A 24532-nucleotide genomic window follows, 5' to 3' on the forward strand; every position below is an offset into this window, starting at 1 on the left:
ATGTCCCACCCGCGTCCCTATAAAATTGCCCTGAACGGCTACGGCCGGATCGGTCGCTGCGTGCTGCGCGCGTTGCACGAGCGTGGTGATCTGGACGTGCGGGTGGTGGCGCTGAATGATCTGGCCGACCGCGACAGTATTGAATACCTGACCCGTTTTGACTCCACGCACGGCCGCTTTCCGGGCGAGGTGCGGGTCAGCGGTGACTGCTTGCAGATCAACGGGCAGGCGATTCAGGTATTGCGCGAGGCGGAGCCGGAAGGGGTTGACTGGCGCGGGCTGGATATCGATCTGCTGCTGGAGTGTTCCGGCCAGTACACCACCCGTGATCAGGGGTTGCGCTTTGTTCACGCCGGGGTGCCGCGGGTGCTGTTTTCGCAGCCGATGGCAAGCGAAGAGGCGGTGGATGCAACGCTGGTGTATGGCGTCAATCACGCCAGCCTGCCGCGCGACGCCCGTCTGGTGTCCAACGCCTCCTGCACCACCAATTGCAGCGTGCCGCTGCTCAAGTTGCTGAACGAAGTGATCGGGCTGGAGTACGTTTCCATCACCACCATTCATTCGGCAATGAACGATCAGCCGGTGATCGACGCTTACCATCACGCTGACCTGCGCCGCACCCGTTCGGCATTCCAGTCGGTGATTCCGGTCTCGACCGGTTTGGCACGCGGCATCGAGCGGCTGCTGCCGGAGCTGGCCGGGCGCATCCAGGCCAAGGCGATTCGGGTACCGACGGTAAATGTGTCGGCGCTGGATATCACCCTGCAGACCGCGCGCGACACCAGCGCTGCTGAAGTCAATGCGCTGCTGCGCGCGGCGGCGGAAGGTGACTATGCGGGGCTGCTCGATTATACCGAGCTGCCCCACGCCAGCTGCGACTTCAACCACGACCCGCACTCGGCGATTGTCGATGGCAGCCAGACCCGCGTCTCCGGCCCGCGGTTGGTGAATCTGCTGGTCTGGTTTGATAACGAATGGGGTTTTGCCAACCGCATGCTGGATGTTGCCCAGTACTGGCTGGCGCAACCTGTCGAATGACTTGAGCGCGGCCAACGGCGGCGCAACTGATTAACCCTTATTGAACGAAGGAGCGGGCTATGACCGTACTGACCATGAATGAGCTGGACCTGAACGGCCAGCGTGTACTGATTCGTGAAGACCTCAACGTGCCGGTCAAGAACGGCAAGGTCGCCAGCGATGCGCGCATTGTTGCCTCGCTGCCCACCATCAAGCTGGCGCTGGAGAAGGGTGCTGCGGTCATGGTTTGCTCGCATCTGGGCCGTCCGGAAGAGGGCGTGTTCAGCGAAGAGAACAGCCTGGCACCGGTCGCCGCTTACCTGAGCGAAGCGCTGGGCCGTGAAGTGCCGCTGGTGCGCGACTATCTCGGCGGTGTCGAGGTCAAGCCGGGCGAGCTGGTGCTGCTGGAAAACGTCCGCTTCAACAAGGGCGAGAAGAAGAACACCGACGAGCTGGCCCAGCAGTACGCGGCGCTGTGCGATGTGTTCGTGATGGACGCCTTCGGTACCGCCCACCGCGCCCAGGGTTCGACCCACGGTGTTGCCAAGTTTGCCAAGATCGCCTGCGCCGGTCCGCTGCTGGCCGCCGAGCTGGACGCGCTGGCCAAGGCGCTGGACAAGCCGGCCCGCCCGATGGTGGCGATTGTTGCCGGCTCCAAGGTTTCGACCAAACTGGATGTGCTCACCGCGCTGTCGGACAAGTGCGACCAGCTGATCGTTGGCGGCGGCATCGCCAACACCTTCCTCGCGGCCGCCGGTTACAAGGTTGGCAAGTCGCTGTACGAAGCCGACCTCGTTGATACCGCCAAGTCCATTGCCGCCAAGGTCAGTGTGCCGCTGCCGGTTGACGTGGTGGTTGCCAAGGAATTTGCCGAGTCCGCCACTGCCACTGTCAAGGCCGTCGCTGACGTGGCTGACGATGACATGATTCTCGACATCGGCCCGCAGACTGCAGCGCAGTTTGGCGAGATGCTCAAAGCCTCCGGCACCATCCTCTGGAACGGCCCGGTTGGTGTCTTCGAGTTCGACCAGTTCGGCGAAGGCACCAAGGCGCTGGCGCATGCCATCGCTGCCAGTGAGGGCTTCTCGATCGCCGGTGGTGGTGACACCCTGGCTGCCATCGACAAGTACGGTGTTGCCGAACAGATTTCCTACATCTCCACCGGTGGTGGCGCCTTCCTCGAGTTCGTCGAGGGCAAGGTACTGCCGGCTGTCGAGATTCTGGAGCAGCGTGCGCGCTAAGCATAGCTGCAAGCCTCAAGCTGCAAGGGGTGACCAGCCTCAGGTCAGGCGGGTAGACTGTCGGGATCGCCCGGACAGCTTGCCGCTTGGGGCTTGTCGCTTGCCGCAACGACTTTTTTAACGGAGAGATTGATTATGGCTCTTATCAGCCTGCGCCAGATGCTCGACCACGCCGCCGAATACGGTTACGGCGTGCCCGCTTTCAACGTCAACAACCTGGAGCAGATGCGCGCCATTATGGAAGCGGCCGACAAGACCGATTCCCCGGTGATCGTGCAGGCCTCTGCCGGCGCCCGCAAGTACGCTGGTGCGCCCTTCCTGCGTCACCTGATCCTGGCTGCCATCGAGGAGTTTCCGCATATTCCGGTGTGCATGCACCAGGATCACGGTACCAGCCCGGACGTGTGCCAGCGCTCGATTCAACTGGGCTTCAGCTCGGTGATGATGGACGGCTCGCTGAAGGAAGACGGCAAGACCCCGGCCGACTACGACTACAACGTCCGCGTGACCCAGCAGACCGTGGCGTTCGCCCACGCCTGCGGTGTGTCCGTGGAAGGCGAGCTGGGTTGCCTGGGCAGTCTGGAAACCGGCATGGCGGGTGAGGAAGACGGCGTTGGCGCCGAGGGCGTGCTGGATCACAGCCAGCTGCTGACCGACCCGGAAGAAGCCGCGGCCTTCGTCAAGGCCACTCAGGTTGATGCGCTGGCGATCGCCATCGGCACCAGCCACGGCGCCTACAAGTTCACCAAGCCGCCGACGGGCGATGTGCTGTCAATCGAGCGCATCAAGGAAATCCACAAGCGCATTCCCAACACCCACCTGGTGATGCACGGCTCCTCCTCGGTTCCGCAGGAGTGGCTGAAGGTGATCAACGAGTTCGGCGGCGACATCAAGGAAACCTATGGTGTGCCGGTCGAGGAAATCGTCGAGGGCATCAAGCACGGTGTACGCAAGGTCAACATCGACACCGACCTGCGTCTGGCGTCTACTGGTGCCATGCGCCGCATGATGGCCGAGCACCCGAGCGAGTTCGACCCGCGCAAGTTCTTCGCCAAGACCATCGACGCCATGCGCGACATCTGTATCGCCCGCTACGAAGCCTTTGGCACCGCCGGTAACGCCTCGAAGATCAAGCCGATCTCCCTGGAAGGCATGTTCCAGCGTTACGCCAGTGGCGAGCTGGAAGCCAAGGTTAACTGAGCACTGAAGGGGCGGCGCAAGCCGCCCTTTTTGCAACAGGACAGAGATATGAGCAATCAGGACGAACAGGACGACGAGTCCTTCGCCGAGGCCCGCCTGATAGAAGCGATCGAGAATCAGCTGGCTGCCGGTGAGCCACCTGCTGCGCAGGCGACCATGAACAAGCTGACGCTGGTCGGTTATGCGCGCGAGGATATTCTCGAGCTGATGGCGCAGGTTCTGGCCCACAGCATCAACCAGATGCTGGAGCAGGACGCTGCCTTTGATACTCCCGCCTACGAGCAGGCCTTGCGCAATCTGCCGACCCTGCCCGATGGTACTGACGCGAGCTGAGTGCTCGCACTGCGTAACAGGATAACGACAATGAAATTGATGACCGTACTGCGGATCGTCTTCCTCTATCTGCTGGCCGTGCTGGTGGCGACCCTGCTGGGCTCGCTGGTCCAGACCCAGTTCAATCTGGCCGCACTGCAGGCCATGGACGTGCCGGTTGATCTGGCGACCCGTGCGCAGAGCAGTCTGCATGACCTGCTGACCTTTACCCCGATTTTCGTCGTCATGGTTGCGGCGACCCTGCTGCTGGCGCTGCCGCTGGCCGAGGCACTGGGGCGCATCTTCAAGCCTTGGCGCTGGCTGCTGTATTTTCTGGGTGGGTTTGTCGGCATCTGGGCGGCCTTCACCCTGGCAAACACGCTGCTGCCGATGCCGACCTTTATCGCGGCGACTCGCGAAACATCCGGCCTGTTGAGCATGATGGCGGCAGTCGGTCTGGGCAGTGCGCTGTTCGGCCGTTTGACCAAACCCAAGGCGCGGCGCGGGCTGCGTGTGCTCGGTTAATCCTGCAAGGAGACAGTTAATGAACAGGTTCACTCTGGTCGGCGCCGCCCTGGCGCTCTGTGCAGGCCCGGTTGCGGCGGCGGGCTATCAGATCGAAACGGTCGCCGAGGGACTGAGCAATCCGTGGTCACTGGCGTTTCTGCCGGATGGCGGCATGCTGGTCACCGAGCGTGCCGGCCACCTGCGCCTGATTGGCGCTGACGGCACGCTGCGTGCCGAACCGGTAGCCGGTGTGCCCGAGGCCTTCGTCAACAGTCAGGCGGGTCTGATGGATGTGGCGCTGGCGCCTGATTTCGCTGAATCTGGCGAGCTGTTCCTCAGCTACAGCTGCGGCACGCTGGAAGCCAACCATACCTGTCTGGCGGCGGCGACCTTCAATGGTACGGCGCTGGAGAATACCCACGAGATCTTTCGTGTTCAGCCAGCCAAGCGCGGCAGCGCGCATTATGGTGGTCGCATCGCCTTTCTGCCGGACAATACCCTGCTGCTGACGCTTGGGGACGGCTTTGATTACCGCGAGCAGGCGCAGAACACCGGCAATCACCTGGGTAGCATCGTGCGCCTCAATCGTGATGGCTCGGCGCCGGCTGACAATCCCTTTGTGGCGCAGCAGGGTACATTGCCCGAGCTGTACAGTATCGGCCACCGCAATGTGCAGGGGATCGTAGTGGACGGCGAAGGTCGCGTGTTCAGCCACGAACACGGCCCGCGCGGCGGTGATGAGCTGAACCTGATTCGGGCCGGTCACAACTACGGTTGGCCGAAGATCACCTACGGTGTCGACTACAACGGCTCGCAGATCTCGCCCTACACCGAATTGCCCGGGCTGGAGCAGCCGCTGACCTACTGGGTACCGTCGATTGCGCCGTCCGGGATGGCGCTGTATCAGGGGGATCTGTTCCCTGAATGGCAGGGCAACCTGCTGATCTCGGCGCTGGCGGGCAGGGAAGTCCGCCGGGTGGTGCTGGATGGCGATACGGTCAGCGCGCAGGAGTCCCTGTTCACCGAGTTGGGCCAGCGCTTTCGTGATGTGCGCAGCGGTCCGGACGGTGCTGTCTATCTGCTGACCGACAGCCCCGCTGGCAAGGTGCTGCGGGTAGTGCCGGCCAACTGACGCCCTAGCGGGTTGCCTGGCTGTGCTGCCGGTAGGCGCGCGGCGGGCAACCCAGCCAGCGCCGGAAGGTGCGGCTGAAATTGCTGGTGTCCTGATAGCCGAGCCGCTCGGCAATCAGCTCCACGCTCAAGTCCGTGTGTTCCAGCAGCCAGCAGGCCTGCTCGCTGCGTACCTCATCCAATAGTTGCTGATAACGCACGCCCTCGTTGCCCAGGTGGCGAATCAGGGTGCGCGCAGTCATATGCTCCTGCGCAGCCATTTGGGCCAGGGTTGGGTAGTGGTACTCGCAACCGAGCAGGCGTTTCTTGATCCTCTCACTCAGGTCGCCGCCCCGGAGCTGATGCTGCAGTTGGTGTTCGCAGTCGCGCAGAGCCTGACGATGGGCATCCGGATCGGCTCCAAGGCACGCCTGGGCAAACAATCCTGCCGGCAGATGGAGGCGCAACGCATCGCTGCCGAATATCCATTTCCCGGCATGGCCGGCCACCTGATCGGCCCAGTCCGGCCGCGGTAGCGGCCATTCAAGGGTAACCTCCTGCTGCAGTGGCAAGCCGCTGACCGTTTCCAGCAGTCGCAGCATGCCGGTAGCAAAGTGCCCCAGCAGGTATTCGCGAACCTGCGACGGGGTCTGCTCTTCATCCAGGCGCAGCACCGGCGGCTCGACCTGTTCGATGACGAAATGGCCCAGATGCTGACGCAGGCTGGAGTAGTGTTCAACCACTTCGACGGCGGCCCTGATGGTTGGTGCGGTGACGGCGGCATAGCCACCGGGACCATGGGCCGAGACGTCGGTGTGCATGCCGACCGCGAATCCCAGGCCGGGATGGCCGGTCAGGGCGATGGCGCTATCAAGCAGTTTGGTCAGGGTTTCCAGACTGAGGAACTGACTGTCCTGCTGGAGGATGTCCCAGTCGACGTCGCTGGCACTGCGAATGGCGTCGGGGCTGAAGCCGAGGCGGCGCAGCTCGGCATGGACCAGACGGGCGTAGACGGTATGTGCAGCTGGACTCAGCCAGGACTGATCGGGGGGCATGGTCGGCCTTGCTGTTGTTGTTGGTAGGGTCGCGTCCAATGGCTGTCACAATATGACGGTTTATTGCCGCTTGCAACGGGTGGCCGTCGATGACCGCAGGCGCATGATGTGTCGAGGCATTTGCCGGCTGCTGTTGCCTGTGCCGCAATCCATGCCGGTGCCGTATCCCTGAGAACACAACAACAAGAGGGTAAAAGCATGACGTCTACCGCTTCTGCTCCAAGCGGCCTGGCTGGCTATGTTGATCGCAAGCGCCGGCTCTGGCTGTTTTCCCTGGGCGTGCCGATGCTGGCACTCGTTGGGCCGCTGCTTTATGTGCTGGTTTCGCCGCAGGTCATCTGGCTGTGGGTTTCGACCATCTTTGCCTACATTGTCATTCCCGCGCTGGACGCTGTGCTCGGTGAAGACCTGAGCAATCCGCCGGAAGAGGCGGTACCCGCACTGGAAGCTGACCCCTACTACCGTTACGTAACCTATGCGCTGGTGCCAATTCTGTGGGTCAGCTTTCTGGTCAATATTATCTTCCTCGGCTACTACGACTTGCCCTGGTACGGCACCCTGGCGGTGATCATTTCAACCGGCGGCAGTCTGGGGTTCGGCCTTAATCTGGGCCATGAAATGGGTCACAAGAAGACCGAGCTGGAGCGCTGGCTGGCCAAGATCACCCTGGCCCTGGGCTTTTACGGTCACTTCTTTGTCGAGCACAACCGCGGCCACCACCGTGACGTGGCAACCCCGGAAGATCCTGCGTCATCGCGCATGGGGGAGAGCATCTACCGGTTTGTATTCCGCGAGATGCCCGGCGCCTTCTTCCGCGCCTGGGATCTGGAGGCGCAGCGCCTTGAACGCTGCGGCAAGTCGGTCTGGAGTCTGGATAACGAGGTGCTGCAACCGGCGCTGATCAGCGCGGTGCTGTATGGCGGCCTGATTGCCTGGCTGGGTATCGAGATCCTGCCGGTGATGTTGCTGATTGCCTTCTGGGGCGCGTTCCAGCTGACGCTCGCCAATTACATCGAGCATTACGGCTTGCTGCGGCGCAAGGAACCAAGTGGGCGTTACGAGCGCTGCCAGCCGCATCATTCATGGAACAGCAATCATCTGTTCTCGAACTGGGCGCTGTTCCATTTGCAGCGTCACTCTGATCACCACGCCCATCCGACTCGGCGCTATCAGTCGCTGCGGGACTTTCCGGATCTGCCGCGGCTGCCAAGCGGCTACTTCGGCATGTATCTGCTGACCTACTTCCCGCCGCTGTGGTTCAAGGTGATGGACAAGCGCCTGCTGGATGCAGTCGGCCGTGACCCGTCGCGCATCAACTTTCTGCCGGCCAAGCGCGAGCTGCTGATGCGTCGTTACGGGCTGGTCGATGCGGCAGCGCCGGAGGGTGGGGAGGTGGCCGCATGAGTCGCTATCAATGCCCCGAGTGTGGCTATGAGTATGACGAGGCGGCGGGTGACCCGCATCAGGGTTATCCGGCCGGCACGCGCTGGGAGGCGTTGCCGGACAGTTTTACCTGCCCGGATTGTGCCGTGCGTTACAAGGAAGACTTCAAGCCGGTTGAAGAGTGATGACGTGGCCGCCTACAGCGGCCATACCCACAGCAGCATGGGAATGCCGATGGCGACTACCAGCAGTTCCATCGGCAGCCCCAGGCGCCAGTAATCGCCAAAGCGGAAGCCGCCGGGGCCAAGAATCAGAGTGTTGTTCTGATGACCGATCGGTGTCAGGAAGGCGCAGGAGGCGCCGATGGCGACCGCCATCAGAAAGCTGTCCGGATTGACCCCCAGCTGACTGGCAATGCTCAGTGCAATCGGACACATCACCGCCGCGGTGGCGGCGTTGTTCATGAAGTCGGACAGCGTCATGGTGACCACCAGCATCAACGTCAGCGCAATGACCGGATTGCCCTGGGCAACATGCTCCAGCAGGGTGCGCGCCAGTACGTCGGCGGCGCCGGTCTCGGCCATCGCCGCCGCCAGCGGCATCAACGCGCCGAGCAGAATGATGATGGGCCAGTCGATCGCCTCGTAGATGCGCCGCAGCGGAATCACGCGGGTCAGCATGTAACCCAGTACGCCGGCGGTGAATGCCACGGCGGCGGGCAGCACGCCGAACGCGGCGAGTGCCACGGCGGCAATCATGATCGCGACGGCGGTGATCGCTCGGCGACGGTCGGGAATCAGGATGCTGCGCTGGGCCAGCGGCACGCAACCGTACTCGGCGGCAAAGCCGGCGATGGATTCGGCGTCGCCCTGCATCAGCAGCACGTCGCCGGCTTCGATTTCGGTCCAGCGCAGGCGGCGAATGGAGCGGTGGCCCTGGCGCGAAATCGCCAGCAGGTTGATGCCGAAGCGGGTGCGCAGGGCAATGTCCGATGCACTGCGCCCGAGAATCGCGGCGCCGGGCTGGGCGACCAGTTCCTGCAGGGCGATATCGTCGCTGTGGCGGGCGGCCGGTTTTTCCTGCTCCTGCTCGGACGGCGCCGCGACTTCGGCGGCGCTGTCCGACTCGGATTCGTCTGCTTCATCCTTGCTGCCCTTGTCCGGCTCGACCGCTTCTTCCAGTTTCAGCCCCAGGCGGGTCAGCGAGGTGCCCAGCGCGTCGGGATCGGCCTCGATGACCAGTATGTCGCCGGCGTGCAGCCTGCGGCCGGGTTGCGGCGCGATGACGCGAAAATCGTTGCGGACCATGCCAACAATCTGGGCGTCGCCGTCGTCCAGCATTTGTTCGACTTCGCGCAGCTGTTTGCCGTCGGCCTTGCTGTCGGCATCAATGTGGACCTCGGTCAGATAGGTGCCGGTGTCGAAGTTGCTGGCATCCGTCTGCGGGCGGTTCGGCACCAGCCAGCGCCCGGCGATGACCGCAAGCAGCACGCCACCGATGGCGACAGCGAGGCCAACCGGCGTGAAGTCGAACATGCCGTAGGCGCCCAGCTCGGTCTGCGCGCGGAAGCCGGAGACGATCAGGTTGGGCGGCGTACCGATCAGCGTGGTCATGCCGCCAAGAATGGTGCCGAAGGCCAGCGGCATGAGCACCTTGCCGGGCGGGATATTGTTACGACTGGCCAGCTGCAGGGCGATCGGCATCAGCAGTGCCATGGCGCCCACGTTGTTCATAAAGGCGGAGAGGGTGGCGCCCAGCAGGGTCAGCACGCCGAGGCCGAGCAACATGCCGCCGCGCTGGGGCAGCGCGCGCTGTGCCAGCGCTTCGACGGCGCCGGTGGTCTGCAGCCCCTTGCTGAGGATCAGTACCGCGGCCACGGTGATGACCGCCGGGTGACCGAAACCGACAAAGGCCTCGGTGGTCGGTGTCAGGCCGGACACGACGCAGGCCATCAGCGCCGCCAGCGCGACCACATCGTGGCGCCGGCGGCCCCAGAGGAACAGCCCGACGGTACAGGCGAGGATCAGCAGAATCAGTTGCTGGCTGGCGTCCATGCGTGGGCGGGCCTCTCGGTTTGGTTGTTCAGATCAGCCGCACCTTGAAGCGGCGCCCCTTGATCTTGCCGTCTTCCAGGCGCTGCAGTGCCAGTTTGGCCTGATCACGGCGGATGGCGACGAGGGCCTGATAGTCGCTGATGCTGATCTTGCCGATCGCATCACCAGTCAGGCCGGCCTCGCCGGTCAGGGCGCCGAGCAGATCGCCGGGGCGCAGTTTGTCCTTGCGGCCACCGGCTACTGCCAGTGTACGCATGGGGGCAATCAGCGGCCGGTCCGGGCGCTCCGGCAGGCGTTCGATGTCCTGCCAGTTTAGCTCGCCGCAGGCTTCCTCAATCGGCTTCAGACGCTTGAGTTCGCGCGGGGCGACCAGACTCAACGCCAGACCGGATTGGCCGGCACGACCGCTGCGACCGATGCGGTGAACATGGGCGGCCGGGTCGGCAGCCAGCTCGACATTGATGACTGCCGCGACGCCGGCGATGTCGATGCCGCGTGCGGCGACGTCGGTGGCGGTCAGCACGCTGCAGCTCTGGTTGGCGAACAGCGCCAGTACCTGATCGCGCTCGCGCTGCTCCATGTCGCCGTGCAGGGCCTGGGCGCTGATACCTTCCTTGTTCAGATAATCGGCCAGTTCCTGACACTGCTGGCGCGTATGACAGAAGGCGATGCAGGGTTGCGGGCGGTTGGCTGCGAGCAGGCGCAAGACTGATGCGAAGCGCTGCTCCGGCTGAATTTCATAGAAGCGCTGTTCGATCGGGTTTTCCGGCGCGGACTGCTCAATCCGCACCTGCGCCGGATTGCGCTGAAACTCGCCGGTCAACTGCTCCAGACTCTCGGGGTAGGTAGCCGAAAACAGCAGGGTCTGGCGGCGGCTCGGGGTCTGCTGGATGATCTCGCGAATGGCATCGACAAAGCCCATGTCGAGCATGCGGTCGGCCTCATCAAGCACCAGGCAGTTCAGCTTGTCGAGGCTCAGGGTGCCACGTTTGAGGTGGTCCTGCACGCGCCCCGGCGTGCCGACGATGACGTGGGCGCCCTGTTCCAGTGACGCTGCCTGCGGGCCGAAGGGAACGCCACCGCTGAGTGTCACGATCTTGATATTGCCCATGCCGCGGGCCAGCTTGCGCAGCTCATCGGTGATCTGGCCCGCCAGTTCGCGGGTCGGGCTGAGTACCAGTGCCTGACACCCGAAAAAGCGCGGGTTCAGCGGCGTCAGCAGGCCGATGCCGAACGCAGCAGTTTTGCCGCTGCCGGTGGGCGACTGGGCGATCAGGTCCTGACCGGCCAGAATGGGTGGCAGTGCCTGTGCCTGAATCGGCGTCATGCGCTCGTAGCCAAGCTGGGTAAGTGTCGCCAGCATGCTTTGCGGCAGTGGCAGGGTATTGAACTGATCGGAAGTCACGGCAGGCGCCCTTTGGACCGGGCGCTGCAGTGTAGCAGAGATGACTGGTACTCAGCGACGGATGCGGGTCTTGCGAAAGCCGCCGTGGCTGGGAAAGGTGCCGGTGTCGCCGGTCAGCCAGAATCGCGTCGCCCGGTAGGCCGCTTGCAGTTTGCCGGTGTGATAGCTGCGGGCCTTGGCATAGGCCCAGCGCCAGCCGCGTTTTCGATCTTCCATGGTCGTTGGCCAGTATCGTACTGTGCAAAACGGAACTGTTTTGCAGGATTAATGGTAATCAGGCCCGGCTCTGTCATGCCTAGGCTGCCGGAGAATAACGGTATTTTGATATCACTGACAACCGCTGTTGTCAGTCATTGGCTGCTATGCCTGAGGAGCCAGTGTGACCCGGTTTCGCCCTTGCTCCTTGGAGGCATACAGCGCCTTGTCGGCACGTTCCAGCAGCACCTGGTAGTTGGGCATGTCATCACCGATGGTAGCGACACCGAGGCTGATGGTGTAGCTCAGCGGTGAGCCCTGATAGTCGAGTACCTGCTGCTCAACCGCCTGACGCAAGCGTTCGGCGAACTGGGCTGCGCCTTCCAGATGGGTGCCCGGCAGCAAGACGACAAACTCCTCGCCGCCGTAGCGTCCGGCGAAGTCGGTTTCGCGGGCCAGCCGGGAAGTGATTTCGGCCACCGAGCGGATGACTTCGTCGCCGGTCTGATGGCCATAGGTATCGTTGACCCGTTTGAAGTGATCGATATCGAAGATGACCAGGCTCACCGGGTTGTCGTAACGCTGGTGACGGGCGAACTCCCGCTCCAGGCAGCTCTCCCAGTAGCGTCGGTTGAGCAGTCCGGTCAGTCCGTCGCGCAACGCCAGCTCCTGCAGCTTGGTATTGGCGGACTCGAGCTGGCGCTTGTTTACGGCAACGCCGGTCACATCGTAGATGATCAGACAGACATGGTCGGTTTTGCCGGTGGCACTGCGCAGTGGCAGGATGGTGACGTTCTGGTACATTTCATCGGCCAGGCCGGTAATCGGCTGGTAGCTCTTGAAATGCACCAGACTGGGGCGTTGCTCCCAGATGGTAAAGGCGCGAGTGCCGAGCATCACGGCCGTTTCAACCTTGTGGGTGAACCAGCTCTGGTCGATCTCCGGAAACAACTCGAACAGCGAGTGGCGCGAAGCCTGCTCGGCGCTGACACCGGAGTGGTTCTCCATAAAGCTGTTCCAGACTTCGACGTTGTAGTCGCGGTCGAGTACGACCACGCCGACGTCGATGCTCTGGACGATATCGAGCAGCCAGTGAAGTTCATTGATATCGAAAGTGTCGGCCATGTGCTGCGTCTTCTTCCTTGATCAGTCGATCATGTAGTCGAGCCGCTCCCGCAACTTGGGTACCGAATCTTCGGTAAACAGCAGCAGCAGATCGAAATGAATGTCCAGGTTCTCGAGACCGTAGCTGATTTCGACAGCCAGCGTGCGTTTCCAGCGGCGCTGATTGATACGAATCAGGTCTTCGATCGGGCAGTGCTGGCCGAGCACCAGTGGATGCCCCTGCGACAGCGTAATGTTGAGCTGTTCGGACAGACCGTTGAGGCAGGCGCCGATGATGATACTGGCCAGGTCCAGCAGCATTTCAAGCTGGGCACCCTCATCGCGCTGGGTGTTCAGCAGTCGGGCAACATCATCGATCTCCGAGTCGTGGAAGATCAGCAGTGCCTCGCCGGCAATACCTCCACCAATATAGCCTTGGCAGATGGCGGACAGGCGGGCGTCGCGCTGGGCGTCTGCCAGGGCCATGTGCAACTCGCCCACCTCGAGAATGTTGACGTTGGGGATCGGCAGTTTGATGAAGACACCCAGCACGCGTGCGAGCAACTCGGCGGCGCGGCCCATGGCGACGTTGGATACCTCGCGGAAGGCGTCGCGGAACGAGACATTGGGCAGCGTGCGGTAGACATCTTCTTCTGTCGTCGGTGCTGTCGCCATGGGGACGTCAACGCCGAGTGTGTTCAGTGCCTCAGCCAGTTGCATCGGGTCAGCAGGCTTTTTGATGAAGGCGCGTGCACCGAGTGCCTTGGCCCGGCGTACTGCTTCATCCTGTACGTCGCCGGAAACTACGATGACTTCAGGCGTCAGGCCTTCCTCGCGTAATGCCGCCAGCACGCCAAAGCCATCCAGCTCCGGCATGGTCAGGTCAAGCAGTACGATCTGTCCATTGCCCTGGCGGATAGCCTCAAGCCCCTCGACCCCGTTGGCGGCCTGGCTGATGCGGAACGGCCAGTTGGCCGGCAGCGCACGGATGAGCTGCTTCCGAGCCATGTTCGAGTCGTCGCATACAAGCAGAGGAATGGCACTCACGGCATGATCCTTGTTGCTAAGCTGTCCGGCAGAGTTCAGTTGAGGGCAGGGTGGCCGATAGAAGGCAGATAGCCATCAATAAGTCTATCGGCCAAGCATGACAACTTATTGACCTGTTGAGAAGGGATATCAGGGTATATGTTTCGGGTTTTTCCGCGAGAATTCGGGTATTTTGCTGACCATGTCCGGCAAACAGGGATTACAGGATGATCCGCTACCTGGAGTGGTCCGTTGGCTGTGGTGTTCAAACGGTGATCTGGCATGACTGACAGTCTCGAGCGCAATCTGCAGCATCGGCGGCGGGTGCTGCGGGCGCTGTTGTGGATGACCCTGATCGCGGGGGCCAGCTTTGCCCTGATCAACATCAAGCGCGAGCTTTATCTGCTGGCGTCGCTGGAGCTGATCTACGCCGCCTTCGCCGCTTTCATGCTGCGCTTTGTTGATACGACACCCCATCTCAAAGCCTGGACCCTCGCTTTTCTTGTGCCGTTTTTCTGCATCATGGTAACTGCCCTGCTGTTGCCGCAGAGCTCGTATACGATCTTTGCCTGGATTCAGTCCATCCCGATCATTTCCTACCTGCTGCTGGGCAAGCGCGGAGGCTTCTGGATGGCGCTGATCTTCATCAGCCTTGGTGTGCTGGCCTTCAACGTGCGCTATGTGACCGAGTTGAGCCTGGTAAATCTGGCGGTGATGGCGAACGTGGGCTTCAGTGCTCTGGCGGTGATGCTGTTTTCGCATATCTACGAGCGCAGCCGTGACGATAACGAGCAGCGGCTGATCGAACTGGCCGGCACGGACAGCCTGACCGGGCTGGCCAATCGCATGCGCTTGTCGGAGGCCTTTCGTGCGATGCGCAGTCAGGCGGACCGAAGCAATACCCCGTTGTCGCTGGTGGTGCTGGATCTGGACCATTTCAAGCAGGTCAATGACCGCTATGGTCATGAGGTTGGCGATAGCGTCTTGCTGCACACCGCGCAGTTGCTCAAGCGCCGGCTGCGAGACTCTGATCTGCCCTGTCGGCTGGGGGGAGAGGAGTTCGCCATGCTGCTGCCGGGTGCAACGCTGGAGCAGGCCGCTGATCTGGCCGACGCTGTCCGTGTGCTGCTGGCTCAGAGCCCGGTTACAGTCGGCCGGGAAAGACTGAATGTAACCTTCAGTGCCGGGGTTGCCACCCTTGGTGAGGACGGAGACAGCCTGAGCGAGCTGCTCAGGATCGCTGACCGACGAATGTACGAGGCCAAGGGCGGTGGACGTAATCAGGTGGTTGCCGCCGGGCAGCGCTATGCGCTGGCAAAGCCGGACTGCACCTCTGATACGTGTTCTGAATAAAGAACAAATCGTTCAGATTAATTGCCGATGACGTGGGCTCTTCTACACTGTTCACAGAGGTTGATTAACGGACGGGAGAGCGAGCCATGCGTATCGGCGTACCACGAGAAATCAAGAATCATGAATACCGGGTCGGACTGACTCCTGCATCGGTGCAGGAGCTGGTCGGTCACGGACACGTGGTGCTGGTCGAGTCAGGTGCCGGTGACGCGATTGGCTACGATGACGCGTCATACCGGCAGGCTGGCGCCCAGCTGGTTGCCTGTGAGCAGGTTTTCAGTGACAGCGACCTGATCGTCAAGGTCAAGGAGCCGCAGGCCGAGGAGCGGCAACGCCTGCGTCCAGGGCAGACGCTGTTTACCTATCTGCATCTGGCGCCGGATCCGGCGCAGACCCGGGACCTGCTTGCATCCGGGGCAACCTGCATTGCCTATGAAACCGTGACGGATGCGGCCGGCCGTTTGCCGCTGCTGGCGCCCATGTCTGAGGTTGCCGGCCGTATGGCCATTCAGGCCGGTGCCAGCTGCCTGGAAAAGGCCCATGGCGGCCGCGGCGTTCTGCTGGGTGGCGTTCCGGGCGTGCCACAGGGGCGAGTAGTCATCCTCGGAGGTGGTGTTGTTGGCAGTAATGCGCTGGCGATGGCGGTCGGACTGGGGGCGCAGGTCCAGGTTCTCGACAAGAGTGCCGACGTGCTGCGTCGTCTTGATGACCGGTATGGCAACCGGATTCAAACCTTGTATGCGACCAATAGCGCAATCGAGGAAGCATTGTTGCAAGCCGATCTGGTGGTGGGGGCGGTGCTGGTACCGGGTGCGGCTGCGCCAAAGCTGATCACTGCCGAGATGGTTGCCAGGATGCCGTCGGGCAGTGTGCTGGTGGATGTTGCCATCGATCAGGGCGGCTGCGCCGAGACCTCTCATGCCACGACCCATGCAGATCCGACCTATATTGTTGATGGCGTGGTGCACTACTGCGTTGCCAACATGCCGGGCGCGGTCGCCCGCACGGCGACGCAGGCGCTGAATAATGCGACATTGCCCTTTGTGCTGGCACTGGCGGAGCAGGGTGTGGCGGCTGCGTTGCGCTCCAATCAGCACCTGGCCAACGGCCTGAATGTCAGTCGGGGGGCGTTGTGCAATCGCGAAGTCGGTGCGGCGCTCGGCTTGCCGGTGCAGTCTCTGCAGGAGGCCTTGAGCGCGATGGCCTAGCATGGCTGGCCAGCCAAGGGGTAACGACAACAACGCTTGTAAACCGATGGGGGCTCTATAACGTGGACAACCAGACTGCCGCGGCAAACCTGCGGACCCTGTACGACGAATATGCCCGGCGCCTTGATGCGCTGGAGCGCGACCTGCGTAGCAGCCATTCCACCGACTGGGCCGAGCAGGCCCAGGAGCGCGAGAATGACGATGTGATGCGGGGGCTCAAGCTGGAGGCCGAAGCGGCGCTGCGCGAGGTGGAAGCAGCGCTGCAACGTCTGCGTGAAGGGTATTACGGGCAATGTCAGCGCTGTGGTGAGCAGATCGCGCCCGCGCGTCTTGAAGCCTTGCCAGCGACGCCCTGGTGTGCCGGCTGCGCCGATCAGGTCTGATCGGTCTCGCTGCGCAACTGGTCGATACGCTGATCCTTGCGTTGCCACAGATCTGAGACCCAGCGCTGAAAGTGCTCCCGGTAGTGCGGATCGCCGCTGTAGTCGCCCTCTAGCAGGGCCTCTGGCAGCTCGCATTCGTGAATGTCGACGATCACATGCGGGACCTGACCGCTGACCAGCGCCCAGAATCCCGGAGGTCGTGCACCGGGGTAGACGATGGTGACATCCAGAACGGTGTGCATCTGTTTGCCCAGCGCGGCGATGACGAAGGCAATACCACCGGATTTGGGTTTCAGCAGGTTACGGTAGGGCGACTGCTGCTGAGCGTGTTTGGCCGGGGTGAAGCGCGTGCCTTCCAGATAGTTGACCACGGTCACCGGCAGCCCCTGAAACTTCTCGCAGGCACGTTGGGTTATTTCCAGGTCCTTGCCCTGATCCTCCGGATGTTTCGCCAGGTGGGCCTTGCTGTAGCGCTTCATGAAGGGGTAGTCGAGCGCCCAGAAGGCGAGGCCGAGAAACGGCACCCAGATCAGCTCGCGTTTGAGGAAAAACTTGAAGTAGGGGGTCTTGCGGTTGAAGGCCTTGACCAGCGCCGGGATGTCGACCCAGGACTGATGATTGCTGATAACCAGATAGGAGTGCTGCTGGCTGAGATTGGCATCGCAACGGATGTCCCAACGGGTCGGCGTCAGCAGTGCGAAGATCGCCTTGTTGCCCTCTGCCCAGGTTTCGGCGATCCACATGACGGCGGCGGAGCAGAGCCGTTGCAACGGTGGCCATGGCAGCAGCTTGACTATGCCGATCAGCAGCATCGGGCCGATTCCTGTCAGCGTGTTGAGCAATATGAGCAGGCAGGTAAGGATACCTGTGATCCAGTGCGGCATGGCATGTCCCTTGGGTAATTCAGCTCCAAGCATAGCGAGTTTTCTGCGGCCGCGACCAGTCCATGTTCACCCGTAAGGGTGATGTGCAGGCGCCCGGGGCGCTTCTATCGTCGGGGGCCTGACGGGGTTACGTTGCAGCCTGGGAGTGGGCATGGGTTCTGCCGGCAAGCTGGATATCTGTTTTCTCTACCGTCGGGCAGCGGGGGTGCCGATAGTGCGTCGACGTGGTCAGCAGGTTTTGCTTGCCATGCTGTCCGGCGTACTGCTGTGCCTGCCCTGGGTCGATGGCAGTCTCTACTGGACCGCCTGGTTTGGCTGGCTTCCGCTGCTCTGTGCCCTGCAGGGCGTGTCGCCGCTTCGTGCGGCGCTGCTGGGATGGCTGACCGGCAGCCTGTTCTATCTGGGCACAGCCTATTGGATGGTCCACTTTGCCATTCACCTCAAGGGCTTGTCACTGCCGCTCAGCGTGCTTCTGGCAGCGCTGTTCTGGATCTATTGCGGGGCTGCCATCGGCCTCGGTTGCCTGCTCTATCGCTGGTTGGCTCGGCGTCTGCCGCAACTGGTATTGCTTAGCTTTCCGCTGTCCATCGTCGGCGTCTGCGCCCTGTTTCCCGGGTTGTTCGATATCCGTTTCAGTGAGACTCAGGCAGCGTTCCTGATCGCGATTCAGGGTGCTGATGTGGTCGGCGCTCAGGGCATGGATTTGCTGATCCTGCTGGTCAATGGACTGCTGTTTCAGCTGCTTGCGGGTGTGCGCGGTCGGGTGGCGTCGGCACTGGCGGCAACGGGCGCGGTGCTTGTGCTGGTCTGGTTTGTTTACGGTTGGCAGGCGCTGGCCCACTGGGATGCCGAGGTTGCCAACTGGCAGCGTATGCGTGTCGGGCTGGTGCAGCCCAATGACGCGCCAACTCGGCGGATCCCCGCGCCGCCCGCGGGATATTCCCGGCAATATCCCGAGGAGATGGAAGCGAGCCGTCGCCTGGCCGCGGCCGGCGCGCGCTGGGTTGTCTGGCCGGAGGCCCGTTACAAGGGTTACTTTGATCACCAGAGTGTCCGTCAGGCCTACGCCGACCAGGTGCTGGCGATGGGCGCCGATCTGTTATTCCATGATGTGGAGACCCGCAATCGCCACGCCGAGCCGATCAGCTACAACACGATGGGCTGGCTGCGCCGCGACGGCGAGCTGGCAGAGCGATACCGCAAGATGCTGCGCGTGCCCTTTGGTGAGTACCTGCCGGCGTTCTGGCAACTGCCCGGCATCAGCACCCTGACCCACGCCGTGCTGGGGGACTATCTCCGGCCCGTAGGGGCGGGGGACGCGCATACCCGTTTTGCGATCGACGGGATGCAGGTGGTACCGAAAATTTGCTACGAGACGGCCTTCCCCGAGTTTATTGCCGACGCGATCGGGGATGAGGTGAGCGGTGCTGTGCTGCTGTTTGTCTCCCAGGACAACTGGTTTGGCGAGACCTCGCAACCCTTTCAGCACCGGGCCATATCGATCATGCGAGCGGTTGAAAATCGGGTTCCCATGGTGCACCTGATCAACAATGGCCCTTCGGTTGTGGCGGCACCCAGTGGTCGGCCGCTGGCTGGCACGCCGGCCTTTTCGCGGGCCGAGTTGCTGGTTGATCTGCCCTATTCCGTCAGTGCGCAGGCCAGCTTCTATGGCCGTCATGCACATTTGCTGGGGTGGCTGTGGCTGGCGATGCTGGCAGCGCTGATACTGCTGGCAATCCTGCTGGTCCGGCGGCAGGAGCGTGACGCCGGCACTGCAGAGGTTCACGGCACTCGCTAACCTGCACGCGGCGTATGCAGCTCAGCGCGTCAGCTACCTGGCAGCTTCTCGCTGCGGTAGAGGGGTTGTCCTTCCTTAATGGTCTCCAGCACCCGGAGCGAGAGCAGGTCTTCTTTAGCCACGGTGGTCGGGTCACGATCCAGGATGATCAGGTCTGCCAGCTTGCCGCTGCTGATCGAGCCCTTGCTGTCCCCTTCAGAATGCTGCCAGGCGGGCCAGAGGGTCATTGCCTTGAGGGCAGTTTCCACATCCAGCCGCTGGTCCGGGCCAAGCACATAGCCGCTGCGGGTAACGCGGTTGACCGCGCTGTGCAGCAAACGCATCGAGTCGGGGAAGATAACCGGCGCATCGGAGTGGATGCTGAAGGTCATTCCAGCCTGCTGAACCGCGCGGGTGGGAGAGATGAAAGCGGCCCGCTCCGGTCCGGCAACCGAGGTGCGGTGCCAGTCGCCCCAGTAGAATGTATGCATCGGATACAGTGAGGGGAAGATACCCAGCGCCTTGAGCTGCGGTATCTGGTCGGCTCGCAGATACTGTCCGTGGATCATCACCGTATGCGGTCCGGACGAGGGCGGGTTGCCGGGCTGAGCCATGCGAACCAGCCGGATCATCTGATCGATGGCGGCGTCACCGTTGGTGTGAATCAGTACCTGCCAGCCGTGGGCGTAGGCCTTGCGCATCATCGCCAGCGGTACGGCGTCGTCGGCAAAGATCGGACGGCCGCGGTAACCGGCCTGTTCATGTTCAGGGGGCTGGACATAGGGCTGGGTGAACCAGGCAGTCTTGCCCTGCGGAGAGCCGTCAAAGGTGAGCTTTACACCGCCCAGACGCAGGTGACTCCGGTAGTCGTGCGACATCAGCGGGCCGGTGAGTACCGGGCTGTCGAGGGTTTGCTCCAGGTCCGGATAGATCACCAGGTCCAGCTTGAGCAGACCGGTCTCGGCGGCCTGTTGCATGCCGACCACGGTATCGGCGGAGGCGCGGCCTTCCTGCACGGTAGTGAAGCCGTTGGCCAGATAAATCTGTTGGGCCCGGTTGAGCATGTCGGCGTGCTGAGCCGCAGTGAAACGGGGTATCAGCCTGATCAGGGTGGCGATATGCGCGTTCTCTTCCATGACGCCATTGGGCGTGACACCGTCCGCCTCCCGGATAATGACGCCGCCTTCGGGATTGACGGTGGTCGCATCGATACCGGCCTGCTTCAGCGCCAGGCTGTTGTAGACCCCCAGGTGCCCCGACTGGTGGATGGCAACAATCGGAATGTCGGTGGCAACTGCATCGAGCTCCTGGCGAGTTGGATGGCGTTTTTCCGCCAGTTGCGAGTTGTCGTAATTGAAGCCGATCAACAGGTTCATCTCGCGGACCTCGGGATGGGCTGCGAGGTGCTCCCGAAGCGCAGTCTGCAGCTCGGCGATTGAGCTTCCCGGACCATCGGGCGGCGGCAGCAGGTTGGCCGAGATGGCCTGCAGGCCAACCATGCTGAAATGGCTGTGCGCATCGAAGAACGCGGGCAGCAACGCGTGACCTTGCAGGTCATGCAGTGCAGTCTGTGCCGCCCGGTGGGCACGTTCGATCTCGGCACGCGCGCCGACGCCGATAATTTTTCCATCGGTAACGGCAACCGCTTCGGCGCGCGGCTGCTGGTCATCCATGGTCAGAATCGGACCGCCCAGGTAAATGCTGTCGGCGACTTGCCCAGTGGCAGCGGTTGTCGGGATGCTGGCAAAAAGCGCCAGGGCAAGGGCTGTGTAACGTGTGCTCATGGCGTGTCTCGCTCCGTTTGGTTGGCCGTCTCAATAGGGCAGCACCGAGGGTGATCAGTTGGAGTGTAGACGGCTCTGCGGCAAGGATACCGGGACGGGTTATGTTTGCCGTCGCCCCTGGGCCATGGATCGATTCAGGCGAATTGGCCCGCGGTGTAGCCGGATGACCAGGCCCACTGGAAGTTGAAGCCGCCGAGATGGCCGCTGACGTCGAGCACCTCGCCTATGAAGAACAGCCCGGGACAGTGTTTGGCTTCCATGGTCTTGGAGCTGACGTCGTCGGTGCTGACGCCACCGAGGGTAACCTCGGCGGTGCGATAGCCTTCTGTGCCGGAGGGCTTGAGCTGCCAGCTGTTGAGCTGCGCCCCGATCTCGCGCAGCTGTCGATCCGGCATTTCGGCCAGCGCTGTATCGTCGTCGGCCGACCACCAGAGCGCCTGCAATTCGGCTACCAGCGACTTGGCCAGATGGATGGTCAGGCGGGTTTTCAGCCGGCTGCGCGGTTGCTGCTGTTTTTCCTCGAGCAGCCAGGCTGTGGCATCGAGGCCGGGCAGCAGGTCGATGCTGAGGGTGTCGCCCGCCTGCCAGTAGTTGGATATCTGCAGCATGGCCGGGCCACTCAGGCCGCGATGGGTAAACAGCATGGCTTCGCTGAAGTGCTGGCCGTTGCAGCTGACCTCGACATCCAGCGCCAGCCCGGCCAAGCGCTCGCAGATCGGCTTGAGCTGATCGCTGAAGGTGAAGGGCACCAGCCCGGCGTGGCGCGGGACCAGTTTGAGGCCGAACTGCTCGGCCAGCTGATAGCCAATGCCGCTGCCGCCGAGCGTCGGGATCGACAGGCCACCGGTGGCCACCACCAGCGACTGGCAGCGCAGTGTGCCGGGGCGGCCCTGCTGTTCGACGCTGAGGACGAAGCCGCCATCCTCTGCCCGGGCTACGGTGCTCAACTCGCAGTGGGTACGAATTTCCACGCCGGCCTGCAGACACTCGTTTTCCAGCATGTCGAGAATCGGCTTGGCCGAGTCGCGGCAGAACAGCTGCTGGTGTTTGCGTTCTTCATAGTCGATGGCGTAGCGGCCGACCATCGAGATGAAGTCCCACTGGTTGTAGCGCTTGAGGGCCGACTTGCAGAAGTGCGGGTTGGCGGAGATGAAGTTGTCCGCCTCGACACTGTAGTTGGTGAAGTTGCAGCGCCCGCCACCGGACATCAGGATTTTCTTGCCGATGCGGTTGGCGCGCTCGATTACCAGCACCCGGCGGCCACGCTGGCCGGCGGTGGCGGCGCACATCAGGCCCGAGGCACCGGCGCCGAGTACGATTACGTCAAAGTCGAAAGCGGGCTGGGGCACGTTGAACTATCCGCAAGGGCAGTGTGGCTGGAAACGGCGAATTCTAGCATTGTTGGGGTGTCTGCGCCGGGCTGGCGTAGAATGGCGGTTTATCCCGTTATCGAGGCTTGTCGCATGTCTTCCAGTGTCCCGCCGGACCACCGCAATGCTGATCCGCTGCACGGCGTTACCCTCAAGGTGCTGCTGCAGTGGCTGGTTGATCGCTATGGCTGGGACGAGTTGGGGCGGCGGATACCGATCAACTGCTTTGTGCACGAGCCCAGTCTGAACTCCAGTCTGAAATTTCTGCGGCGTACCCCATGGGCGCGCGAGAAGGTGGAGGCGCTGTATATTGCTAGTCTGCCAGCCAGCCGAGGGTAACGCCTGCCAGAATCAGGTAACGCCCGCCCTTGGCGACCAGTACGATAAGGGTGAAGCGCCAGAGCGGTTCGCGCATGACCCCGGCGACGATGGTCAAGGGGTCGCCGATGAAGGGCGCCCAGCTCAGCAGCAGTGACCAGAAGCCCCAGCGATGATAGGCCTGCTGGGTGCGATGCAGACGCTCGGGTGTCAGCGGGAACCAGCGCCGTTTCTGGAAGTGTTCGATATAACGCCCCAGCCACCAGTTGATCATGGCGCCCAGCAGATTGCCGGCGGTCGCCACCATCAGCGTCAGGGTCAGGTCGTAGCGCTCGGTCAGCAGCATGCCGACCAGCACCACCTCGGACTGCAACGGCAGCAGGGTGGCGGCACCCAGTGCAGCCAGGAATAGCCCTGCATACCCGCTAAGTTCCCACATCTATTCGTCTCGACTGCGGTGTTGGCCTGCATGATAACCCGCGTAGCCGATATTGCTTGAGTTGACCTGAATTTCAGCGCTTTGTTCTGAATTTCCAGAAAAGCCGAAGTATGCCTTCACGCGCCTGGGCAAAACGTGAATAATTCCCCGCCCCGATCGTCTGCCGTGCTGGAGTTTCCTTGTCAGAGCTGTCTGCCGACCTGTCGTCGGCGTCTTCAGATACCCCCCATCGCCCCCTTTCCTGGCTGGTACTGCTTGCCCTGGCTGTCGGAGGCTTCGGTATTGGTACCGGTGAATTTGTGATCATGGGCCTGATGCCGACCATGGCCGCGGATCTGGGTGTCAGCGAGCCGCAGGTCGGGCACGTCATCAGTGCCTACGCTCTGGGCGTGGTCGTCGGTGCACCTATTCTGGCGGTGCTGGGTGCTCGCCTGTACCGGCGACACCTGCTTTTGCTGCTCATGGGGTTCTTTGCCCTCGGTAATGCCGCGACGGCGCTGGCGCCGGGGTATCACTCGCTGATACTTGCCCGTTTCGTTACCGGCCTTCCGCACGGCGCCTATTTCGGAGTCGCGGCGCTGGTGGCCGCGTCAATGGTGCCATCGCACAAGCGTGCGGCGGCGGTCAGCCAGGTAATGCTCGGGCTGACCATCGCGATTCTGATCGGCAATCCTCTGGCAACTCTGATGGGCCAGTCGATTGACTGGCGTTATGCCTTTGTCGCTGTGGCGCTCATTGCGCTGCTGACCATGCTGCTGGTTGCCTGGGTTCTGCCGCTGGATCGCAGCGAACATCGCAGCAACCCATTGACCGAGCTGCAGGCGTTTCGGCGCATTCAGGTCTGGTACGCGCTGGGTATCGGTGCAATCGGTTTTGCCGGCATGTTCTGCGTATTCAGTTATCTTGCGGTAACCCTGCTGGAGGTCACTCGGGTATCGCCGCTGGTGGTACCGGTAGCGGTGGCGACCTTCGGTGCTGGCACCCTGGCCGGCAATCTGCTGGGCGGCTGGCTGTTCGAGCGTCTTCAGTTTGGCGCTGTAGGCGTTGTGCTGATCTGGAGTGTGCTGGTGCTGCTGTTCTTTCCGTTCGCTGTACAGACGCTCTGGAGCGCGCTGCTGGCGGCCTTTCTGGTCGGCACCATGGTCGCCCTGTCGCCGCCCCTGCAGACTCGGTTGATGGATGTGGCGGCCGATGCCCAGACCCTGGCAGCGGCCTCTCACCATGCGGCGTTCAATGTGGCCAATGCCCTTGGCCCCTGGCTGGGTGGCGTGGCGATCAGCGCCGGTCTGGGCTGGACGGTGACCGGTTATGTCGGTGCCGTGACGGCAGCGCTGGGCATGCTGCTGTTTCTGCTTGCCTGGCGGCACCAGCGCCAGCACCCGGAGGACATGCGTCCCGGGAGCTGAT

At 62.5% G+C, this 24532-nt stretch carries 24 protein-coding genes; 14 read left to right on the plus strand and 10 right to left on the minus strand.

The genetic code is table 11. From position 1 onward, the window contains the following. From epd to B7O88_RS06440, 6 genes are all read left to right on the plus strand, one after another. Entirely contained in the window at positions 1–1038 is a 1038-nt protein-coding gene (epd, locus tag B7O88_RS06415; protein WP_088274421.1) for an erythrose-4-phosphate dehydrogenase, read from the plus strand. Between the two features lie 59 nt (positions 1039–1097). Continuing rightward, on the plus strand, positions 1098–2258 hold the full coding sequence (locus B7O88_RS06420; protein WP_088274423.1) for a phosphoglycerate kinase: 1161 nt from the start codon (positions 1098–1100) through the stop codon (positions 2256–2258). A 135-nt stretch (positions 2259–2393) separates the two neighbouring features. Then, positions 2394–3458 carry a class II fructose-bisphosphate aldolase gene (gene fba, locus B7O88_RS06425; RefSeq protein ID WP_088274425.1) on the plus strand — a complete coding sequence of 355 codons (1065 nt, stop codon included), beginning with the start codon at positions 2394–2396 and terminating at the stop codon, positions 3456–3458. Between the two features lie 48 nt (positions 3459–3506). After that, positions 3507–3791, plus strand: a complete 285-nt coding sequence (locus tag B7O88_RS06430; RefSeq protein WP_088274427.1) for a hypothetical protein — start codon at positions 3507–3509, stop codon at positions 3789–3791. Between the two features lie 30 nt (positions 3792–3821). Further along, positions 3822–4295 (plus strand): hypothetical protein, encoded by a 474-nt coding sequence (locus tag B7O88_RS06435; protein WP_088274429.1) that lies wholly within the window; start codon positions 3822–3824, stop codon positions 4293–4295. A gap of 19 nt (positions 4296–4314) precedes the next feature. Then, on the plus strand, positions 4315–5409 hold the full coding sequence (locus B7O88_RS06440) for a PQQ-dependent sugar dehydrogenase (protein ID WP_088274431.1): 1095 nt from the start codon (positions 4315–4317) through the stop codon (positions 5407–5409). Positions 5410–5413: 4 nt separating this feature from the next. Here B7O88_RS06440 and B7O88_RS06445 read toward each other — a convergent pair whose 3' ends face one another. Beyond that, a complete protein-coding gene (locus tag B7O88_RS06445) occupies positions 5414–6442 on the minus strand; it encodes a helix-turn-helix transcriptional regulator (protein ID WP_088274433.1) in 1029 nt (342 codons plus the stop codon). Positions 6443–6640: 198 nt separating this feature from the next. On the opposite strand from B7O88_RS06445, the gene B7O88_RS06450 reads away from it, so the two are divergent. Beyond that, complete coding sequence (locus B7O88_RS06450; protein ID WP_088274435.1) at positions 6641–7846, plus strand: alkane 1-monooxygenase; 1206 nt, start codon at positions 6641–6643, stop codon at positions 7844–7846. Beyond that, a complete protein-coding gene (locus B7O88_RS06455) occupies positions 7843–8010 on the plus strand; it encodes a rubredoxin (RefSeq protein WP_088274437.1) in 168 nt (55 codons plus the stop codon). The genes B7O88_RS06450 and B7O88_RS06455 overlap by 4 nt, the downstream gene beginning before the upstream one ends. A 12-nt stretch (positions 8011–8022) precedes the next feature. On the opposite strand, the gene B7O88_RS06460 is transcribed toward B7O88_RS06455, so the two are convergent. The 5 genes from B7O88_RS06460 to B7O88_RS06475 form a co-directional block, all read right to left on the minus strand. Further along, complete coding sequence (locus tag B7O88_RS06460; RefSeq protein WP_088274439.1) at positions 8023–9879, minus strand: SLC13 family permease; 1857 nt, start codon at positions 9877–9879, stop codon at positions 8023–8025. A gap of 28 nt (positions 9880–9907) precedes the next feature. Next, a complete protein-coding gene (gene dbpA, locus B7O88_RS06465) occupies positions 9908–11284 on the minus strand; it encodes an ATP-dependent RNA helicase DbpA (RefSeq protein ID WP_088274441.1) in 1377 nt (458 codons plus the stop codon). A 51-nt stretch (positions 11285–11335) separates the two neighbouring features. Then, positions 11336–11500, minus strand: a complete 165-nt coding sequence (locus B7O88_RS17940) for a hypothetical protein (protein WP_172409645.1) — start codon at positions 11498–11500, stop codon at positions 11336–11338. A 144-nt stretch (positions 11501–11644) separates the two neighbouring features. Next, positions 11645–12604, minus strand: a complete 960-nt coding sequence (locus B7O88_RS06470; RefSeq protein ID WP_088274443.1) for a sensor domain-containing diguanylate cyclase — start codon at positions 12602–12604, stop codon at positions 11645–11647. 21 nt (positions 12605–12625) lie between these two features. Beyond that, the gene (locus B7O88_RS06475; protein ID WP_088274445.1) at positions 12626–13630 is read right to left on the minus strand and encodes a response regulator; all 1005 of its coding nucleotides are present in this window, start codon (positions 13628–13630) and stop codon (positions 12626–12628) included. 261 nt (positions 13631–13891) lie between these two features. Between B7O88_RS06475 and B7O88_RS06480 the strand changes: the two genes are divergently transcribed. The 3 genes from B7O88_RS06480 to B7O88_RS06490 all read left to right on the plus strand — a co-directional run bounded on the left by B7O88_RS06480 (position 13892) and on the right by B7O88_RS06490 (position 16553). Then, on the plus strand, positions 13892–14962 hold the full coding sequence (locus tag B7O88_RS06480) for a GGDEF domain-containing protein (protein ID WP_088274447.1): 1071 nt from the start codon (positions 13892–13894) through the stop codon (positions 14960–14962). An 86-nt stretch (positions 14963–15048) separates the two neighbouring features. Next, entirely contained in the window at positions 15049–16170 is a 1122-nt protein-coding gene (gene ald / locus B7O88_RS06485; RefSeq protein ID WP_088274449.1) for an alanine dehydrogenase, read from the plus strand. 62 nt (positions 16171–16232) lie between these two features. Continuing rightward, positions 16233–16553 carry a TraR/DksA family transcriptional regulator gene (locus B7O88_RS06490; RefSeq protein WP_088274451.1) on the plus strand — a complete coding sequence of 107 codons (321 nt, stop codon included), beginning with the start codon at positions 16233–16235 and terminating at the stop codon, positions 16551–16553. On the opposite strand, the gene B7O88_RS06495 is transcribed toward B7O88_RS06490, so the two are convergent. Further along, positions 16544–17437: an acyltransferase gene (locus tag B7O88_RS06495; RefSeq protein WP_088274453.1), complete on the minus strand. Its 894-nt coding sequence runs from the start codon at positions 17435–17437 to the stop codon at positions 16544–16546. The two genes, B7O88_RS06490 and B7O88_RS06495, sit on opposite strands and share 10 nt — an antisense overlap. A 151-nt stretch (positions 17438–17588) precedes the next feature. Between B7O88_RS06495 and lnt the strand changes: the two genes are divergently transcribed. After that, positions 17589–19235, plus strand: coding sequence for an apolipoprotein N-acyltransferase (gene lnt, locus B7O88_RS06500; RefSeq protein ID WP_088274455.1), 1647 nt, complete (start codon positions 17589–17591; stop codon positions 19233–19235). A 29-nt stretch (positions 19236–19264) separates the two neighbouring features. On the opposite strand, the gene B7O88_RS06505 is transcribed toward lnt, so the two are convergent. Together B7O88_RS06505 and B7O88_RS06510 are read right to left on the minus strand one after the other, a co-directional pair. Beyond that, positions 19265–20998, minus strand: a complete 1734-nt coding sequence (locus tag B7O88_RS06505) for an amidohydrolase (protein ID WP_088274457.1) — start codon at positions 20996–20998, stop codon at positions 19265–19267. Positions 20999–21132: 134 nt separating this feature from the next. After that, entirely contained in the window at positions 21133–22347 is a 1215-nt protein-coding gene (locus tag B7O88_RS06510) for a BaiN/RdsA family NAD(P)/FAD-dependent oxidoreductase (RefSeq protein WP_268806994.1), read from the minus strand. A gap of 114 nt (positions 22348–22461) precedes the next feature. Between B7O88_RS06510 and B7O88_RS06515 the strand changes: the two genes are divergently transcribed. Beyond that, positions 22462–22707, plus strand: coding sequence for a VF530 family protein (locus tag B7O88_RS06515; protein ID WP_088274459.1), 246 nt, complete (start codon positions 22462–22464; stop codon positions 22705–22707). On the opposite strand, the gene B7O88_RS06520 is transcribed toward B7O88_RS06515, so the two are convergent. Then, on the minus strand, positions 22682–23125 hold the full coding sequence (locus B7O88_RS06520; RefSeq protein ID WP_088274461.1) for a YqaA family protein: 444 nt from the start codon (positions 23123–23125) through the stop codon (positions 22682–22684). The genes B7O88_RS06515 and B7O88_RS06520 overlap by 26 nt on opposite strands. 188 nt (positions 23126–23313) lie before the next feature. On the opposite strand from B7O88_RS06520, the gene B7O88_RS06525 reads away from it, so the two are divergent. Then, on the plus strand, positions 23314–24531 hold the full coding sequence (locus B7O88_RS06525; protein WP_235005765.1) for an MFS transporter: 1218 nt from the start codon (positions 23314–23316) through the stop codon (positions 24529–24531). Position 24532 lies beyond the last annotated feature (1 nt).

The sequence above is a fragment of the Halopseudomonas aestusnigri genome (assembly GCF_002197985.1).
Lineage (GTDB): Bacteria > Pseudomonadota > Gammaproteobacteria > Pseudomonadales > Pseudomonadaceae > Halopseudomonas > Halopseudomonas aestusnigri.

What these genes read in the sequence shown, in the direction of transcription:
- epd (WP_088274421.1), top strand. Translation starts at nt 1, where the DNA reads ATGTCCCACCCGCGTCCCTATAAAATTGCCCTGAACGGCTACGGCCGG.
- B7O88_RS06420 (WP_088274423.1), top strand. Translation starts at nt 1,098, where the DNA reads ATGACCGTACTGACCATGAATGAGCTGGACCTGAACGGCCAGCGTGTA.
- fba (WP_088274425.1), top strand. Translation starts at nt 2,394, where the DNA reads ATGGCTCTTATCAGCCTGCGCCAGATGCTCGACCACGCCGCCGAATAC.
- B7O88_RS06430 (WP_088274427.1), top strand. Translation starts at nt 3,507, where the DNA reads ATGAGCAATCAGGACGAACAGGACGACGAGTCCTTCGCCGAGGCCCGC.
- B7O88_RS06435 (WP_088274429.1), top strand. Translation starts at nt 3,822, where the DNA reads ATGAAATTGATGACCGTACTGCGGATCGTCTTCCTCTATCTGCTGGCC.
- B7O88_RS06440 (WP_088274431.1), top strand. Translation starts at nt 4,315, where the DNA reads ATGAACAGGTTCACTCTGGTCGGCGCCGCCCTGGCGCTCTGTGCAGGC.
- B7O88_RS06445 (WP_088274433.1), bottom strand. Translation starts at nt 6,442, where the DNA reads ATGCCCCCCGATCAGTCCTGGCTGAGTCCAGCTGCACATACCGTCTAC.
- B7O88_RS06450 (WP_088274435.1), top strand. Translation starts at nt 6,641, where the DNA reads ATGACGTCTACCGCTTCTGCTCCAAGCGGCCTGGCTGGCTATGTTGAT.
- B7O88_RS06455 (WP_088274437.1), top strand. Translation starts at nt 7,843, where the DNA reads ATGAGTCGCTATCAATGCCCCGAGTGTGGCTATGAGTATGACGAGGCG.
- B7O88_RS06460 (WP_088274439.1), bottom strand. Translation starts at nt 9,879, where the DNA reads ATGGACGCCAGCCAGCAACTGATTCTGCTGATCCTCGCCTGTACCGTC.
- B7O88_RS17940 (WP_172409645.1), bottom strand. Translation starts at nt 11,500, where the DNA reads ATGGAAGATCGAAAACGCGGCTGGCGCTGGGCCTATGCCAAGGCCCGC.
- B7O88_RS06470 (WP_088274443.1), bottom strand. Translation starts at nt 12,604, where the DNA reads ATGGCCGACACTTTCGATATCAATGAACTTCACTGGCTGCTCGATATC.
- B7O88_RS06480 (WP_088274447.1), top strand. Translation starts at nt 13,892, where the DNA reads ATGACTGACAGTCTCGAGCGCAATCTGCAGCATCGGCGGCGGGTGCTG.
- ald (WP_088274449.1), top strand. Translation starts at nt 15,049, where the DNA reads ATGCGTATCGGCGTACCACGAGAAATCAAGAATCATGAATACCGGGTC.
- B7O88_RS06495 (WP_088274453.1), bottom strand. Translation starts at nt 17,437, where the DNA reads ATGCCGCACTGGATCACAGGTATCCTTACCTGCCTGCTCATATTGCTC.
- lnt (WP_088274455.1), top strand. Translation starts at nt 17,589, where the DNA reads ATGGGTTCTGCCGGCAAGCTGGATATCTGTTTTCTCTACCGTCGGGCA.
- B7O88_RS06505 (WP_088274457.1), bottom strand. Translation starts at nt 20,998, where the DNA reads ATGAGCACACGTTACACAGCCCTTGCCCTGGCGCTTTTTGCCAGCATC.
- B7O88_RS06515 (WP_088274459.1), top strand. Translation starts at nt 22,462, where the DNA reads ATGTCTTCCAGTGTCCCGCCGGACCACCGCAATGCTGATCCGCTGCAC.
- B7O88_RS06520 (WP_088274461.1), bottom strand. Translation starts at nt 23,125, where the DNA reads ATGTGGGAACTTAGCGGGTATGCAGGGCTATTCCTGGCTGCACTGGGT.